The organism is Rheinheimera sp. A13L, from assembly GCF_000217935.1.
Classification (GTDB): domain Bacteria; phylum Pseudomonadota; class Gammaproteobacteria; order Enterobacterales; family Alteromonadaceae; genus Pararheinheimera.
In genome coordinates this window covers 52,069-66,572 of sequence record NZ_AFHI01000017.1, presented here as the reverse complement: position 1 = coordinate 66,572, position 14,504 = coordinate 52,069, and the positions used below count along the sequence as shown (strand labels likewise).

Sequence of the window (14,504 nt, the reverse complement as noted above, 5' to 3'; positions counted from 1 at the left end):
CTAAAACTGTCGGCGCGGCTTGTATATGACTCTTTGTTGGATCAAAAACACTGTGATTTCTACCGCAAATATTACGATGCAATTTGGCGCTAAGCCGCTTTTTGAAAATATCTCCGTTAAATTCGGCGACGGCAACCGCTATGGTTTGATTGGCGCCAACGGCTGCGGTAAATCAACCTTTATGAAGATCCTCAGCAAAGAGTTAGACCCTAGTGGTGGTAACATTTTTGTTGAACCTAACCACCGTGTGGCTAAGTTACACCAGGATCAGTTTGCTTTTGAGCAATACAGTGTGATCGACACTGTGATTATGGGCCACGCTGAACTGTGGAAAGTAAAAGAAGAACGTGACCGTATTTACGCCGATCCAAATATGAGCGAAGAAGACGGTATGCGTGTCGCTGATTTAGAAGTCGCTTTTGGTGAAATGGACGGCTATAGCGCTGAATCCCGTGCCGGCGAATTATTAATTGGCGTAGGTATCCCTGTTGAACAGCATTTTGGCTTAATGTCATCGATAGCACCAGGCTGGAAACTGCGGGTGTTATTGGCTCAGGTGTTATTTGCCGACCCGGAAATCATGTTACTGGACGAACCGACCAACAACCTGGATATCAACACCATCCGTTGGTTAGAAGAAGTGTTGGCTGAACGTAACAGCACCATGGTTATTATTTCGCACGACCGTCACTTCTTAAACAGCGTTTGTACTCATATGGCTGACTTAGACTACGGCGAGCTGCGTGTTTACCCAGGTAACTACGATGAATACATGACGGCCGCTACTCAGGCGCGTGAACGTTTATTGTCTGATAACGCCAAGAAAAAAGCCCAGATCGCTGAGCTACAAACCTTCGTGAGTCGTTTCTCTGCCAACGCATCTAAAGCGCGTCAGGCAACGTCTCGTGCTAAACAAATTGATAAAATCACCCTGTCTGAAGTAAAAGCTTCCAGCCGGGTAAACCCATTTATCCGCTTTGATCAGCAAAAGCAGCTGTACCGTTTAGCTTTAGAAGTGACTGAATTAAACAAGAGCTTTGATGATCTGCACGTACTGAAAAACCTTGATCTGACAATTGAAGTCGGTGAGAAGGTAGCCATTCTGGGTACCAACGGTATTGGTAAAACCACTTTCTTAAAATGTCTGGTTGGCGATTTAACTGCTGAAAAAGGCTTAGTGAAGTGGTCTGAAAACGTCAATATTGGTTATTACGCTCAGGACCATGAATACGAGTTTGAAGGCGCTCAAAAAGATATGACGTTGTTTAGCTGGATGAGCCAGTGGAAACAACCTTCAGATGATGAACAGGCTATTCGTGGTATTTTAGGCCGTTTATTGTTTTCACAAGATGATATTGCCAAGCCAACCCGCGTATTGTCAGGTGGTGAAAAAGGCCGGATGTTATTCGGTAAGCTGATGCTGCAGCGTCCAAATATTCTGGTGATGGATGAACCTACCAACCACTTGGATATGGAATCTATTGAATCCCTGAATATGGCGCTTGAGATGTACAAAGGCACACTGATTTTTGTCAGTCACGACCGTGAATTTGTATCCTCATTGGCTACCCGTATCGTTGAAATGACGGACAGCGGTGTACGTAACTTCGCTGGTACTTACGAAGATTATTTAGTGCAGCAAGCTGAACTGGCTGCTCGTTCGTAACAACACCCATGATGTTGTATGCTAAGAAGCCGGTCTGAACACCGGCTTTTTTACTTTTGGGCGAGGACTTATTCTTAATGACTGAATGGCAGAGAGTGGCTGATCTGGTTAGTAGCATCCGGACCATAGACTTTAGTCAACGGCTGGCGACTTTTCTTAAAACAGAGTTGCACTCTGACCAACTGCTGTTGTTGGGCTGCAGAGCAGATAAGCATCCAATTTATTTGTACGACTGCATAGATACGAAACGTGATTTTTTGTTTCATCACTATTTAATGGATTCCTACCTGCACGACCCATTTTATCTGCGTGCTCAACAAGCCACTGATGATGGGGTATGGCGTTTACAGGATCTGTTTGATTCGGCCAAAGCCCGTAAAAGCTACCAGCAGCTCTTTACCGAAAAAACCGGTCTGCATGATGAGTTCTGCCTGAGTTTTAAGCTGGAACCAAACCGTTGGATTGTGCTGTTTATCGGTTATAGCGAACCCAACCAGAGCCGTTATCAAGCCAGCTATCAAAAGTTGTTACAACTGCAAGGCCTGCTCAGTGCTTTCATTCGCCAGCATTGGGGTCAGGACAGCTTTGTCGTATCCAGCGCTTCGCCTGCAAAAACTGGCTTGCAGCACCAACTGAGCCAGGCTTTTTCCTGTTTTGGCCAGCAGTTACTGACAGACAAAGAGCAGCAAATTGCCAGCTTGCTGTTGCAAGGCTTTGATTCGGTGGATATAGCCCAGCAGTTGAGCATCACCGCTGGTACTGTCAAAAATCATCGCAAAAAAATCTACGCTAAACTGCAAATCGGCTCATTAAGCGAGTTGTTCCAGTTATTCCTTACTCATCTGCTGACCAGCTAAAAACGCCTTTCTTATCCCTTTAGGGACATGCCTTTTTCTGCATCTGAGCTTTAAGCTGCTGCTTTTCAAATTATCTTTAGAAAGAGAGCAGCCAATGACAACAGCAGCGGTGAGCAAACCCCAGTTAGTGGATGACTTGCTCCAACGTGGCCTGATAGCCCAATGTTCAAATCCAGAACTCTTACATGACTTTTTGAGCAGCAGGCAGAGCCTGTACTGTGGTTTTGATCCTACAGCCGGCAGCCTGCATATAGGCCACCTGGTGCCTTTGTTGATGCTAAAACGTTTTCAGGACGCAGGCCATCAAGTGATAGCGTTAATAGGCGGGGCTACAGGCTTTATAGGCGATCCAAGCTTTAAAGCCACAGAGCGCAGTTTAAACGACACAAAAAGCATTCAAGCCTGGACTGAACAGCTTGGTTGCCAGATCATTGCGTTGCTGCAACCTGTGTTATCTGAACCGCTAAAGCTGGTTAATAATGCAGACTGGCTGGCAACATTAGATGTGATTAGTTTCTTCTGGGATGTGGGTAAACATTTTTCAGTCAACGCCATGATGCGCAAAGAATCTGTACGTCAGCGGCTGGAGCGGCCCGATCAGGGCATTTCTTTTACAGAGTTCAGTTACAGCTTGCTGCAATCTTACGATTTTGCCATGTTAAACCAACGCTTTGGCTGTACTTTACAGATAGGGGGCAATGATCAGTGGGGCAATATAGTGGCAGGTATAGATCTGACCCGCAGATTAAACCATACCAAAGTAGAAGGTTTAACCTTACCGCTGATCACTAAAGCTGATGGCACTAAGTTTGGCAAAACGGAGTCCGGTACCATCTGGCTGGATAAAAACAAAACCTCGCCTTTTAGCTTCTACCAGTTCTGGTTAAATACCGACGATAAAGACGTGTACAATCTGCTGCGTTATTACAGTTTTTTAAGCTGCGCCGAGATAGCTGCTCTGGAGCAATCGGACCGCAGCTCAGGCGGAAAACCTCAGGCTCAACGTATTCTGGCAGAGCAGGTGACTTGTTTCGTGCATGGCAAGGCAGGGCTGTTATCGGCAGAACGTATTACTAAGGCCTTGTTTACCGGACAGCCGCAGCAACTGAGCTTAGCCGAATTGCAGCAACTCGAACTGGATGCTTTACACTGCGTGGAGATAGAAGGGAGCCTGTCACTTGCGGAGTTAGTGCAAAAAGCTGGACTGGCTGTATCCAAAAGCAAAGCCAGAGACTTGCTAAGCTCCAAAGCCATAAGGCTCAATGGTGAAGTGATGCAACAAGATATGAAGATGTCTGACATTCAGCCGCTGCATCATCAGTTCTGGTTATTGCAACGAGGCCAAAAGCAGTTTTGTCTGGTGAAATCGGCAAAGTGATACAGCAGGTATGCAGATTAAAGGCTTAATTTTGGTCTGCATCCTTGTTTTCTCTTTATTCAATCCCATTGATCTATAACAGCTTAACCCTTTGTCTAATTGAGCGTGCCGCTTTATCTGTGTTAGGCTTACCACGTTATTTCAGCAACACGGAGTTTCTTATGAAAATTAATATTGGTATTGAAGACGATGATCGTAAAGCCATAGCTCATGGTTTAGCGACTTTACTGGCTGATACGTACACTCTGTATCTGAAGACGCATAATTATCACTGGAACGTGACAGGCCCAATGTTCCAGACTCTGCATGTTTTGTTTGAAACTCAGTACACTGAGCTGGCTTTGGCCGTTGATTTAATTGCAGAACGTATTCGTGCTTTAGGTGAGTTTGCACCAGGTTCTTACAAAGAGTTTGCCAAACTGACCAGCATTAAAGAAGCCGATGGTATTCCGAATGCACAGGAGATGATTAAAGATCTGGTGAAAGGCCAGGAAGCTTTAGCAAAAACAGCACGTTCTATAGTGCCAGTGGCCGATAAAGCCTCAGACGAACCTACTCTGGACTTATTAACTCAGCGGATGCAGGTGCATGAGAAAAATGCCTGGATGCTCAGAAGCTTGTTAGGTTAACTCCTTTGTGAATCAGCAATAGGCTTGCCATTTTTATCATTTGGCAGGCCTTTTTAAAGTATTTTTTTCACTTTTATTGATTTGGCGCAAGCTAAACTATTGAACTTCACATTCGGGCTCTTGTACTATCTGGTCTGTATTTGGCTTGGGGTTGGAGTCTGTATGTGGTTTGATCAGAAATATAAAGCAGAAAATGCTCAGTTGAAACTGGTAGCGCAGCAGCAGGAACAGCAAATAAAACAGGAGCGTCAAGAAGCCGCCGATGTGCAACGGCATCTAAAGGCCGAAGTACAACTGTTAAAGCAAAAACTCAAAGCTGCTGAACAAATCAGTACTCAACAATTGGCCGGTGGCTCTATGCTCGAGGCTATCCGCGAAGCTTTATTGACAAACGCAACTCAATTGTCTGAAGAGAGACAATCCTTGGTCCGGATGTCTGATGTATTTAACCAGACTCGTCAGGCTGTAGCGCAATTGGCAAGCCGTGCTCTGGTGATCCGCAAAGATGCCGAACATAGTGCTGAAAGTGTACGTTTATTGGGGCAGAGTTCACAGTCTGTAAATCAGCTTATTTCAAGCATCCAGGAAATTTCAGATCAAACCAATTTATTGGCGTTAAATGCAGCTATCGAAGCGGCAAGAGCTGGTGAGGCGGGTCGGGGTTTTGCTGTTGTTGCAGATGAAGTAAGAACATTAGCCAGCAAAGCTCATCAGGCTTCAACTCAGATAGAACAACTGATTAAACAAATGATCAGTCAGACCCAACAGATAGAACAAAGTGCAGTTCAGAGCTTACAAAGTGCAAATGAAGTCAGTGTGTCGTCAGAACAAATTGATACAGTGGTTAGTGATGTTGTGAATTGCTCCAGCCATATGCAAAGCGTCATTAATGACTCTGCGACAGTTGCTTTTCTAAATACAGTGAAATTGGATCACGTGGTTTGGAAAAATGCGGTATATAGCCTTATCGCAAAGGGCGACTTTGCAACAAAGGTAAATTTACATACGGAGTGCCGTTTAGGTCAATGGTATTTTACTGGTCAGGGAGCGGCTAATTATAGTCATTTGCCAGCTTTTAACTCTATTGATCAGCCACACAAGGCTGTACACGATTTGGGGCGTCAGGCCTTAGAATCCGGAGCCAGGGGAGATGAGACCCAAATGGCTATATGTCTGGCACAGATGGAACAGGCTTCATTACAAGTAACAGATGCTTTAACTGCAATGCAGACACAAGTGAGAACTGTGGATAAAAAAGGCTGTTAATCTTTCTGCTGGGTATTCAACGTGCATAAAGCCAGTTCTTGTTAGCAACACTGGCTTTTTTGATCTCCACAGCTACTTTTAGCTTCATGAGATAAATTAGTCAGTTTATTCCTTCCTTTTTGTTAGTTATATTCGATTTTACCTTACAACTCTATCCGGCTTATTATCACAGCGTTCCCTGAATAACCCAAAGTGAGGCGAGAAGCTGCTGTTGGGTTGGGCAGAACCAATACGTACTTGTTGTGGTCATTAATCCGCCCTTTGCCTCTGTTACAGCGATGAAACAGGGGCTTTTTTAGCAACAGACGTTTTGAACTTAGTGGTCTTGTGAATTGCAGAGGTTGTTATGAAACGTATAGTGCTATTTTTAATCACGAACTTAGCTGTGATGTTAGTGCTGAGTATCGTTTTGAGTATTGTGTTTAAAGTTTTTGGTATAGATAACCGCAGCATGGGTGGTTTATTGATATTTGCTGCTGTGTTTGGTTTTGGTGGCTCCTTTATTTCTTTGGCTATGTCCAAGTGGATGGCAAAACGTTCGACTGGTGCTGTGGTGATCACAACGCCGTCGAATGCCACTGAACACTGGCTGGTAAGCACTGTGCAACGTCAGGCAAAGCAGGCTGGCATTGGTATGCCGGAAGTTGCCATTTACGATTCGCCGGAAATTAATGCCTTTGCCACGGGCATGAGCCGTAATAATGCACTGGTGGCTGTCAGCACAGGTTTATTGCATGCGATGACGCAGCAGGAAGCCGAAGCTGTGTTGGCACACGAAGTATCACACGTCGCCAACGGTGATATGGTGACCCTGACTCTTATTCAGGGTGTAGTGAATACCTTTGTTATTTTCTTTGCCCGGGTGGTTGCAGGCATTATTGATAACTTTTTCCGCTCCAATGACGAAGAGGAAAGTCAGGGTGGCGGTATCAGCTATATGATCACTGTGTTTGTGCTGGAAATGATTTTTGGTGTGCTGGCCAGCATCATAGTGATGTGGTTTTCCCGTCAGCGTGAATACAAAGCCGATGCTGGTGCAGCCCGTTTAGTGGGTGCCGAAAACATGGTCGCTGCGTTGCAACGTTTAAAAGGTAATAATGAAAGCCAATTACAGGGTTCTATGACGGCTTTTGGCCTGGCTACTAAAGCTGCGCCTTCAGAGCTTTTTATGAGCCATCCGCCGCTGGATAAACGTATTCATGCACTGCAAAGCCGCTCCTTTGAAGGCTAATGACAGCTGAGTATAAATACGAAAATGTAAAAAAGCCCTGGCACATGCCGGGGCTTTTTGTATCGGGACCCGTTAAACCCGAAAGGCTCTGGCGTTACTTAATAACTCAGTGGCCAGTTTTTCCTGCTCTTTTGCCGTTATGTTTAATTCGGCCATCGCTTGTTCGGTATGAGCAGCTAAACCCTGCACCGCCGTCAGTTCATCACGCATCTGCTGATTGTGCTGGTATTGTTGCTCACTAGCCTGGGCTATCTTTGTTGTCTCAGTGCTAACCTCTGCAATCAGCTGCTTGATCTCTCCTAAAGCTTGCAAGGCCTGCTCCGAGCCTGTGACACAAAGCTCCGCACTTTGCCGCTCTTTGGCTAAATCCAGAGCGGTTTCATCCACTGTGCTCATTAAGCGATCCAGCATTTGCTGAATTTCCATAGTCGCCTGGCGGGTGCTGCCTGATAAACGCCTTACTTCATCTGCCACAACTGCAAAACCACGGCCATGTTCACCAGCGCGGGCGGCTTCAATGGCCGCATTGAGCGCCAAAAGGTTAGTCTGTTCTGAAATGCCTTTGATGGTATCGAGCACAGTCACTATGTCAGTGGCGGCAGAGCGTAAATGGTCCATGCTCTGACTGGATGAACTGACTTGTTCGGCCAGATGGCGCATTGAACTGGCGACCAGATCTACAGCCTGATAACCAGAGTCAGCCTGCTGGTTGGCATGAGTGGCCTGACTGGCTGAACGGCGTAGCTGTTCGGCTGAATATTGCAGTTGTTGATCCAGGCTTTGAGATTGTTGCAGCAAATGACTGATAGCAGCGCCTTGTTGCATAGCTGAACTTTTGCATTCCAGACTAATTTGCAGGTTTTGAGTGGCAGCTGAAGCGCTTTGCTCAGAAGTGCTGGACAGTTTTGCCACCAGGGATCGAAAAGCGCCAAAGAGTTTGTTCAAAGCAGCACCAATATCCGCCAACTCATCTTTAGACTGCAAATCAAAACGCACTGTCAGATCATGGGACTGGGCAGATGCTTCGATACGTTGATGCAATGCCAGCATGGGTCTGGCAAAACGTCGCGCTAGGATGTAAACCAGCAGCACGACCAGTATTCCAAGCAACACTACTGAGAGCAGGGTGCTTAAAACCAGGTTGGTTCTGATCGTGCTGACTGCCGCTAAACTCTCTGATAAATCTTGCTGCACAATAAGCGCATACTGCTGCTGGCCTATCTGCAGAGGACGCCAACTGATCAATGAATCCAGGCCCCGGTAATCTTCAGCTTCAGCGACACCGGATTGGCCAGCCAGCGCTGCTTTTACTTGTGGCAAGTCTAATTTGGTATGGCCACCTAAACCATAAGGACCGGCTTTCAACTCAGGATATTGTGCTGCAAAGCGGCTTTTGTCCGTCAGATAAGGCCTTAATTCGGTCACCAGTTTCTGCTCCTGATCAACCAGATACAAATCACCTGTTTCGCCCAAACCTAAATCCTGCCACTTTTGATTTCCGGTCATCAAATCTGTAAAACGACTGACCGGATACTGAGCTATTAAAAATCCAATTGGAGTGTCGGCGCTATTGGGATGAAACACAGGCACACCAAAAAACAACACTTGTTGCGAAAAAGCGCCGGTAAAGGCTGTGATGGCGGAGATCTGTAAACCAGCTTTAGGTTTTTGCTTTAAGTTTTTGACTAAGCTTGCCAGTTGGGTGTCGGCAAAAGCTCCGTTTTGCAAATTGCTGGCAAAAACAGGGCCTTTATTGACGTTATACAAGACGTCCAGACTATTGGCGTCGACCAGCATTAAATCCTGAAAGCCGTAACGGTCGACTATTTCTTTAAAACTGCTGTGGTATTTTTTATGCTGCTGGCCATAGACAGAACCATCACTGCGATCCTCCAGCAACTGCTGTTTACCCAAAGGCTGTGGGTTCTCCGCAACATAAAATTTTTGCAGCAATAAAGTTTCAAATTTGGATTTTTCCAGCCAGGCGCTGGTATTGACCGACAAGCCTTGAGTTTGCGCCTGAAAGTAGGGCTGGTATTTCGTGTTGTACCAGTCCGCCATCTGTTGTTTCAAGCCATCCAGATTAGGGGCTGACACTTCATAACGGTAGGACACAAAAGGATTCTTAAAACTATAAATAGCTTCTTGTGTCAGGCGGTTATTCGCCAATGCATTGAGTAATTGCTGTTGGCCATCGAGTTGGGTGAGCAGCATGGTATGTCTGCTTGCTGCCAGGGCCTGAAATTGTTGCTCTGCACTTTGCTGCACTGCATCTGAACTGTCTTTTAAGGCTAATAAACCGCTGGTACTGGCCGACAAAATCACAGCCATGACCGTCAGGACACCGGCTCCGAGGGTTAATTTTCTGGCGATATTCATACGACTTCTATCTCCGCTAAGTTTCAGGCACAGGCAGAGTAGAGAAGGGGGATTGCAAAATTATGACAAAACCTTAGTTGGATGTGTAGATGGCTATTTAATGCTCATTGCATAAATTTTAAGGAATAATCTTATATCTTTATGGAATAAAAAAGCTTTGCTAAGATAAGCCAAATTCTGGCCAGTCCATATAGAGTAGTGACCTATGCAACAGCCTGTTGTCCATGCTTTTTTTGAGCCTCAAAGCTTTACTTACAGTTATTTGGTTTGGGATCCTTTAAGTAAAGAAGCTGCGGTTATCGATCCGGTATTAGAGTTTGACGCAGCGTCGGGTAGCACCAGCACGGGCTTTGCACAGCAAATCATTGCTAAGGTGAAAGCACATAACCTGACGGTGCAATGGCTCTTGGAAACTCATGTGCATGCCGATCACTTATCTGCTGCGCCTTTTCTGAAACAACAGCTGGGGGGCCGTATTGCAATAGGCTCACGCATTACCGAAGTGCAGCAACTCTTTGGCCAGGTGTTTAACCTCAAGGATCTGAAAACGGACGGTTCAGCTTTTGACAAACTATTTGCCGATGGTGAAAACTTTATGTTGGGAACCCTAAACTGCTCCGTAGTCCATACCCCGGGTCATACGCCTGCTTGTGTCAGTTATTGTATTGGTGATGCAGTTTTTGTCGGCGATACCTTATTTATGCCGGACTATGGTTCAGCACGTTGTGACTTTCCGGGGGGCGATGCAGCCACTTTGTATCAATCAGTGCAAAAGTTGTATCAATTGCCAGATCAAACCCGAATGTTTTTATGCCACGACTACAAAGCGCCAGGCCGGGAAGACTTTGTCTGTGAGACCACAGTAGCAGCGCAAAAGAAGCAGAACATCCACCTAAAACAAGGCACCAGTCAGCAGGATTTTGTCGCTATGCGTGCGACCAGAGACAAAACTCTGAGTATGCCAAAGCTGATATTACCTTCGGTGCAGGTAAATGTGCGGGCAGGGCAATTCCCGGCAGCGGAAGACAATGGCACTGTGTATTTAAAACTTCCGGTTAATTTGTTTCGCTAAGGACAATAGATGCAACTGGTGATAACGACTGATATCTTTGGTGCCCAGCCTGAAGTGCTTTTGCAGTTTGACCAGCTAGGTTCGGATTATCTTTGCGTACAGCCTTATGATCATCAGTCTCCTGTGTTCGCTGATGACAAAGAGGCCTATCAGTATTTTCTGGATCATGGCGGCATAGAGACGTACTGCAATAAGGTGGGCGAGGTGCTTAAAGCACAAACGGAGCCGGTATTCTTAGTGGGTTTTAGCGCCGGAGCTGCTGCATGCTGGGCGAATCTGGCGCTTGAACATCTGACAGTCAAAGCTTGTGTTGGTTTTTATGGCGGGCAAATCCGTCAGATGACGCATCTTCAGCCGCTTTATCCAACAGAGCTAATATTTGCTGAAGAATCGCATTTTTCTGTGTTGGAACTGATGGATGCTCTTGCAGGTAAAATAAACCTAAAACAAAGCTTTGTTCCTTATCCTCATGGTTTTATGAATGTTTTGTCCAGAGGTTATCAGGCTGAAGCGGCGCAGATCTATTGGAAAAAAATAAAGGCCGGATTTCTGTCCAGCCTTTAGTCTTCACGCCGTATTGATCACCTTCGGTGATTAACGAACGTTGGTACTTTCGAAAATTTTATCCGCAGAAGCTGCAACAAAACCACCGTACAGCTGGCCATTGGCCATAGGGTAACGACGGGCAAATTCGTAGAAGCAACTAGGGATATTGCGAGTGCCATCCGTAAACTGAACCGGTGCTTCGTCTGCTAAAGTTGAAGACTGTTCCAGCAAGACTTCTGGAGTGCCTTTGATTTCACCACCAGAGGTGTTTAACGGGAAGCCTGCATCTTTTAATGCCTGATTCACCGATTCTAAAGTTTCATAGTTGTTCAGTGCATTGACACTGACGGTGAAGTGGTTAGCACGGTAACCCCAGACTGACATCCAGGCCGCGTATTCACTTTCTGCCAATAGAGTTTCATAGCTTTGCTGATCAATAGTCCAGTGACGGCCTGAATACAGGAAGTTATCTGCGGTCACTGCAGATTCTGGAATTTGATCAACCAGTTTGCGCACTATGCTTTGCAGCTCTTCAGAGCATTTTTCTAACAGCAGCTCGGAAATAAACACTTTTGGCAAGGTTGGATCTGTATGCTCAAAGTGTTTGGCATATAGCTTTTTTGCTTCAAAGTGGTATTCGCCACCTTCGGTATAACCTAAAGCTAACAGGTGGGCTGCCAGCTTTTCCAGACTTACTTTTTCGATATTAAAAGTGCGAAGTGCGATGTGATCGTTAATCACGTCATCCTGTTGCGATGAGCCTAAAATGGCGTGAATTTTTTTCGCAGAAGGAGTCACTTCCAGGTAATTTGCCCAGAGTTGGTTAAACAGTTCTTTCACATCAGTATGCATAACGGGTCCTGCTCTGTTGATTATGGTGTTTACGCCGGCAAGTGTAGCCACTTTACCGGCTTATTGTTTTGATCTGGTTCAGCTTTACAGCACTAAACCCGGACTTAAAGTGGCTGGCAATATCACCTGTTCAGCTTCAACTGAAGACACAGGGTAAGCACAATAATCAGCTGCATAATAAGCACTGGCTCTGTGGTTGCCACTGGCGCCTATACCACCAAAAGGTGCTGCGCTGGATGCGCCGGTAATAGGTTTATTCCAGTTGACTATGCCTGCACGAATGCGCTGGAAAAACAACTGATAATCTTCAGCTGAATCAGCCAGTAAGCCGGCAGATAAACCATATTTGCTGTTATTCGCTTCAGCAATGGCCTGTTCAAAATCATCGTAACGATAGACTTTTAACAGTGGACCAAAATGCTCTTCATCAGGAATACCCACAACATCTGTCACATCCAGAATACCAGGTGTGGCATAAGCGCCATGAGCTTCAGGTAAAGTGAGCTCAACCAAAACTTTTGCGCCCATAGCCACCAGCTGTTTTTGAGCTTTCGCCATGCCTTCCGCTGCTTTGGCAGAAATCATAGCGCCGTAAAAAGGTTGCTCTGTGGCAAAAGGGTCGGCGACCCGAATGTTTTTTGTTGCTGCAACCAATTCAGACAAAATGGCATCACCATTGGCCGTATTTGGCACAAACAAACGGCGGGCACAGGTGCAGCGCTGACCTGAACTGATAAAAGCAGACTGAATAATGTCATGCACAGCAGCTTTTACATTGGCCACATCTTTGATAATCAGCGGATTATTACCGCCCATTTCCAGTGCCAGAATTTTACCTGGCTGACCGGCAAATTGCTGATGCAAATAATGACCTGTACCAGAGCTGCCGGTGAAAAACAAACCATCCAGCTGTGGATGAGCAGCCAAAGCTTTGCCGGTTGCCACTTCGCCCTGCAATAAAGTCAGTACGCCTGCAGGTAAACCCGCTTGTTGCCATAACTGCACTGTGTATTCAGCTACTTTTGGTGTTAACTCTGATGGCTTAAACACCACAACGTTACCGGCAATGAGCGCAGGAACTATATGACCATTAGGCAAATGGCCAGGGAAGTTATAAGGACCAAATACCGCAACTACACCATGGGGCTTATGGCGGATAAAAGCCTTGGCGCCTGGCATAGGGTTTTCAACTGTGCCGGTACGCTCTTCGTGGGCGCGTTTGGATATCGCAATTTTGCCAATCATAGCTGCGACTTCAGTACGGCTTTCCCACAAGGCTTTGCCAGTTTCTTCGGCAATAGTGCGAGCCATGGTCTCAGTATTTTCTTGCAGTAAGGCGGCAAATTTTTCGATCACAATCAAACGTTGTACCAGTGAAAGAGTCGACCAGCCATAAAATGCCTGACGTGCTGCTTTCAGAGCCTGATGCACCTGAGCTTCATCTGCGCCATTGCCTTGCCAAATCACCTGGCCTGTAGCAGGATTTACAGACTGAAAAGCGAGGCCAAAACCAGCTTGCCATTGGCCTTCGATAAACTGCACTGCAGCTTTTGTAGTAAGTTCTATCATTTCACTGCCTTTTCTAAGGAGAGGTAACGCACAAAATCGCCATTGCTGACCATCAGAGCTTCTGCTAAGTCAGGACTAATCACCAGTTCGTGATTGTCATTCAGTGCTGCATTTTTGCTAAATACAGCGCGGAAATTAGCGGTTTGAGTATTACAAACAGCAAGGGTTGCGTTACCTTCAACAGGCGCCACCAGCACTTTAATTTTATGACTGTTGCGCACAGATTTAATTTGTTTGAGCTGACACTCAACCGTCGGGCCACCGTCAAATAAATCGACATAACCACGGTGGAAAAAACCTTCGTTTTCCAGCAGTGCTAACGCAGGTTTGGTATTTTCATGCACTTCACCTATCACTTGCTGCGCAGACTCTGGCAGTAAGCTGACGTAAATAGGGTGACGTGGCATCAGATCGGCGATAAAACCTTTGTTGCCGACACCAATCATATAGTCAGCCGTAGGGAAGTCGATGCTGAAAAAATAGGACTGCAGCCATTTCCAGAATGGTGGCAGGCCAGAATCGTCGGCCACGCCACGCATTTCGGCAATCACCATTTTCGAAAAGCGTTTGGGGTGTTCAGCCATAAACAAAAAACGTACTTTGGATAAAAAGCGGCCGTTTAACCCCTGACGGTAAGGCTCACGTAAAAACAAAGTACAAATTTCAGAGACACCAGTGTAATCATTACACATGGTCAGAACTTCAACTTGTTTAAATACATCCAGCTCTTTGGAGTGGTGCACTACTGTGCTTTTATGAAAATGGTACAAGGGATTTTCCAGGCCAACCGAAGCTTCAATGCCTGAAGTGCCTACAATTTCGCCCGTGCTGGTATCTTCCAGCACAAATACATACCCCTGATCGCCCATAGTCTCAACGGCTGTTGCAAAGCTTTGCTCTGAACGGGCAATTTTGGCCTGCAGTTTTTGCTCATTGACCGGCAAAGAGGTAAAACCAGCACCTGATTCAACGGCAATTTGCATCAGGACAGGGTAATCCGATTGTCGGATAGGACGGATCAACAACATAAATTCAGTATTCCTGCGTTGTAGCTGCTTA

General features: G+C 46.0%; 12 protein-coding genes and 1 pseudogene. 9 read left to right on the top strand and 4 right to left on the bottom strand.

Annotated features, from left to right (window positions below):
- The first annotated feature begins 52 nt into the window (after positions 1 to 52).
- The 7 genes and pseudogenes from RHEIN_RS10925 (at position 53) to htpX (ending at position 7,027) form a co-directional block, all read left to right on the top strand.
- Positions 53 to 1,666: an ABC-F family ATPase gene (locus tag RHEIN_RS10925; protein ID WP_083826302.1), complete on the top strand. Its 1,614-nt coding sequence runs from the start codon at positions 53 to 55 to the stop codon at positions 1,664 to 1,666.
- A 77-nt stretch (positions 1,667 to 1,743) separates the two neighbouring features.
- Positions 1,744 to 2,523 carry a response regulator transcription factor gene (locus tag RHEIN_RS10920; RefSeq protein ID WP_008899031.1) on the top strand — a complete coding sequence of 260 codons (780 nt, stop codon included), beginning with the start codon at positions 1,744 to 1,746 and terminating at the stop codon, positions 2,521 to 2,523.
- Positions 2,524 to 2,617: 94 nt separating this feature from the next.
- Positions 2,618 to 3,901, top strand: a complete 1,284-nt coding sequence (gene tyrS / locus RHEIN_RS10915; RefSeq protein WP_008899030.1) for a tyrosine--tRNA ligase — start codon at positions 2,618 to 2,620, stop codon at positions 3,899 to 3,901.
- Positions 3,902 to 4,062: 161 nt separating this feature from the next.
- Positions 4,063 to 4,530 (top strand): Dps family protein, encoded by a 468-nt coding sequence (locus RHEIN_RS10910; RefSeq protein ID WP_008899029.1) that lies wholly within the window; start codon positions 4,063 to 4,065, stop codon positions 4,528 to 4,530.
- A gap of 162 nt (positions 4,531 to 4,692) precedes the next feature.
- Positions 4,693 to 5,364 (top strand): annotated as a pseudogene (locus RHEIN_RS21440) (methyl-accepting chemotaxis protein); the annotation flags it as partial.
- Between the two features lie 39 nt (positions 5,365 to 5,403).
- The gene (locus tag RHEIN_RS21435) at positions 5,404 to 5,796 is read left to right on the top strand and encodes a CZB domain-containing protein (RefSeq protein ID WP_443216046.1); all 393 of its coding nucleotides are present in this window, start codon (positions 5,404 to 5,406) and stop codon (positions 5,794 to 5,796) included.
- Between the two features lie 346 nt (positions 5,797 to 6,142).
- Positions 6,143 to 7,027, top strand: coding sequence for a protease HtpX (htpX, locus tag RHEIN_RS10900; protein ID WP_008899027.1), 885 nt, complete (start codon positions 6,143 to 6,145; stop codon positions 7,025 to 7,027).
- Positions 7,028 to 7,099: 72 nt separating this feature from the next.
- On the opposite strand, the gene RHEIN_RS10895 is transcribed toward htpX, so the two are convergent.
- Positions 7,100 to 9,406 carry a methyl-accepting chemotaxis protein gene (locus tag RHEIN_RS10895; RefSeq protein WP_008899026.1) on the bottom strand — a complete coding sequence of 769 codons (2,307 nt, stop codon included), beginning with the start codon at positions 9,404 to 9,406 and terminating at the stop codon, positions 7,100 to 7,102.
- Positions 9,407 to 9,611: 205 nt separating this feature from the next.
- On the opposite strand from RHEIN_RS10895, the gene RHEIN_RS10890 reads away from it, so the two are divergent.
- Together RHEIN_RS10890 and RHEIN_RS20425 are read left to right on the top strand one after the other, a co-directional pair.
- Complete coding sequence (locus RHEIN_RS10890) at positions 9,612 to 10,478, top strand: MBL fold metallo-hydrolase (RefSeq protein WP_008899025.1); 867 nt, start codon at positions 9,612 to 9,614, stop codon at positions 10,476 to 10,478.
- Positions 10,479 to 10,487: 9 nt separating this feature from the next.
- Positions 10,488 to 11,042, top strand: a complete 555-nt coding sequence (locus RHEIN_RS20425) for a dienelactone hydrolase family protein (RefSeq protein WP_008899024.1) — start codon at positions 10,488 to 10,490, stop codon at positions 11,040 to 11,042.
- 30 nt (positions 11,043 to 11,072) lie between these two features.
- Here RHEIN_RS20425 and RHEIN_RS10880 read toward each other — a convergent pair whose 3' ends face one another.
- From RHEIN_RS10880 to astA, 3 genes are all read right to left on the bottom strand, one after another.
- Positions 11,073 to 11,876, bottom strand: coding sequence for a DUF1338 domain-containing protein (locus RHEIN_RS10880; protein ID WP_008899023.1), 804 nt, complete (start codon positions 11,874 to 11,876; stop codon positions 11,073 to 11,075).
- Between the two features lie 84 nt (positions 11,877 to 11,960).
- The gene (gene astD / locus RHEIN_RS10875) at positions 11,961 to 13,445 is read right to left on the bottom strand and encodes a succinylglutamate-semialdehyde dehydrogenase (RefSeq protein WP_008899022.1); all 1,485 of its coding nucleotides are present in this window, start codon (positions 13,443 to 13,445) and stop codon (positions 11,961 to 11,963) included.
- Entirely contained in the window at positions 13,442 to 14,473 is a 1,032-nt protein-coding gene (astA, locus tag RHEIN_RS10870; RefSeq protein ID WP_008899021.1) for an arginine N-succinyltransferase, read from the bottom strand. Before astA ends, astD begins: the two co-directional genes overlap by 4 nt.
- Positions 14,474 to 14,504 lie beyond the last annotated feature (31 nt).

Coding starts and splice junctions, on each gene's coding strand:
- RHEIN_RS10920 (WP_008899031.1), top strand. CDS start 1,744: ATGACTGAATGGCAGAGAGTGGCTGATCTGGTTAGTAGCATCCGGACC.
- tyrS (WP_008899030.1), top strand. CDS start 2,618: ATGACAACAGCAGCGGTGAGCAAACCCCAGTTAGTGGATGACTTGCTC.
- RHEIN_RS10910 (WP_008899029.1), top strand. CDS start 4,063: ATGAAAATTAATATTGGTATTGAAGACGATGATCGTAAAGCCATAGCT.
- RHEIN_RS21435 (WP_443216046.1), top strand. CDS start 5,404: ATGCAAAGCGTCATTAATGACTCTGCGACAGTTGCTTTTCTAAATACA.
- htpX (WP_008899027.1), top strand. CDS start 6,143: ATGAAACGTATAGTGCTATTTTTAATCACGAACTTAGCTGTGATGTTA.
- RHEIN_RS10895 (WP_008899026.1), bottom strand. CDS start 9,406: ATGAATATCGCCAGAAAATTAACCCTCGGAGCCGGTGTCCTGACGGTC.
- RHEIN_RS10890 (WP_008899025.1), top strand. CDS start 9,612: ATGCAACAGCCTGTTGTCCATGCTTTTTTTGAGCCTCAAAGCTTTACT.
- RHEIN_RS20425 (WP_008899024.1), top strand. CDS start 10,488: ATGCAACTGGTGATAACGACTGATATCTTTGGTGCCCAGCCTGAAGTG.
- RHEIN_RS10880 (WP_008899023.1), bottom strand. CDS start 11,876: ATGCATACTGATGTGAAAGAACTGTTTAACCAACTCTGGGCAAATTAC.
- astD (WP_008899022.1), bottom strand. CDS start 13,445: ATGATAGAACTTACTACAAAAGCTGCAGTGCAGTTTATCGAAGGCCAA.
- astA (WP_008899021.1), bottom strand. CDS start 14,473: ATGTTGTTGATCCGTCCTATCCGACAATCGGATTACCCTGTCCTGATG.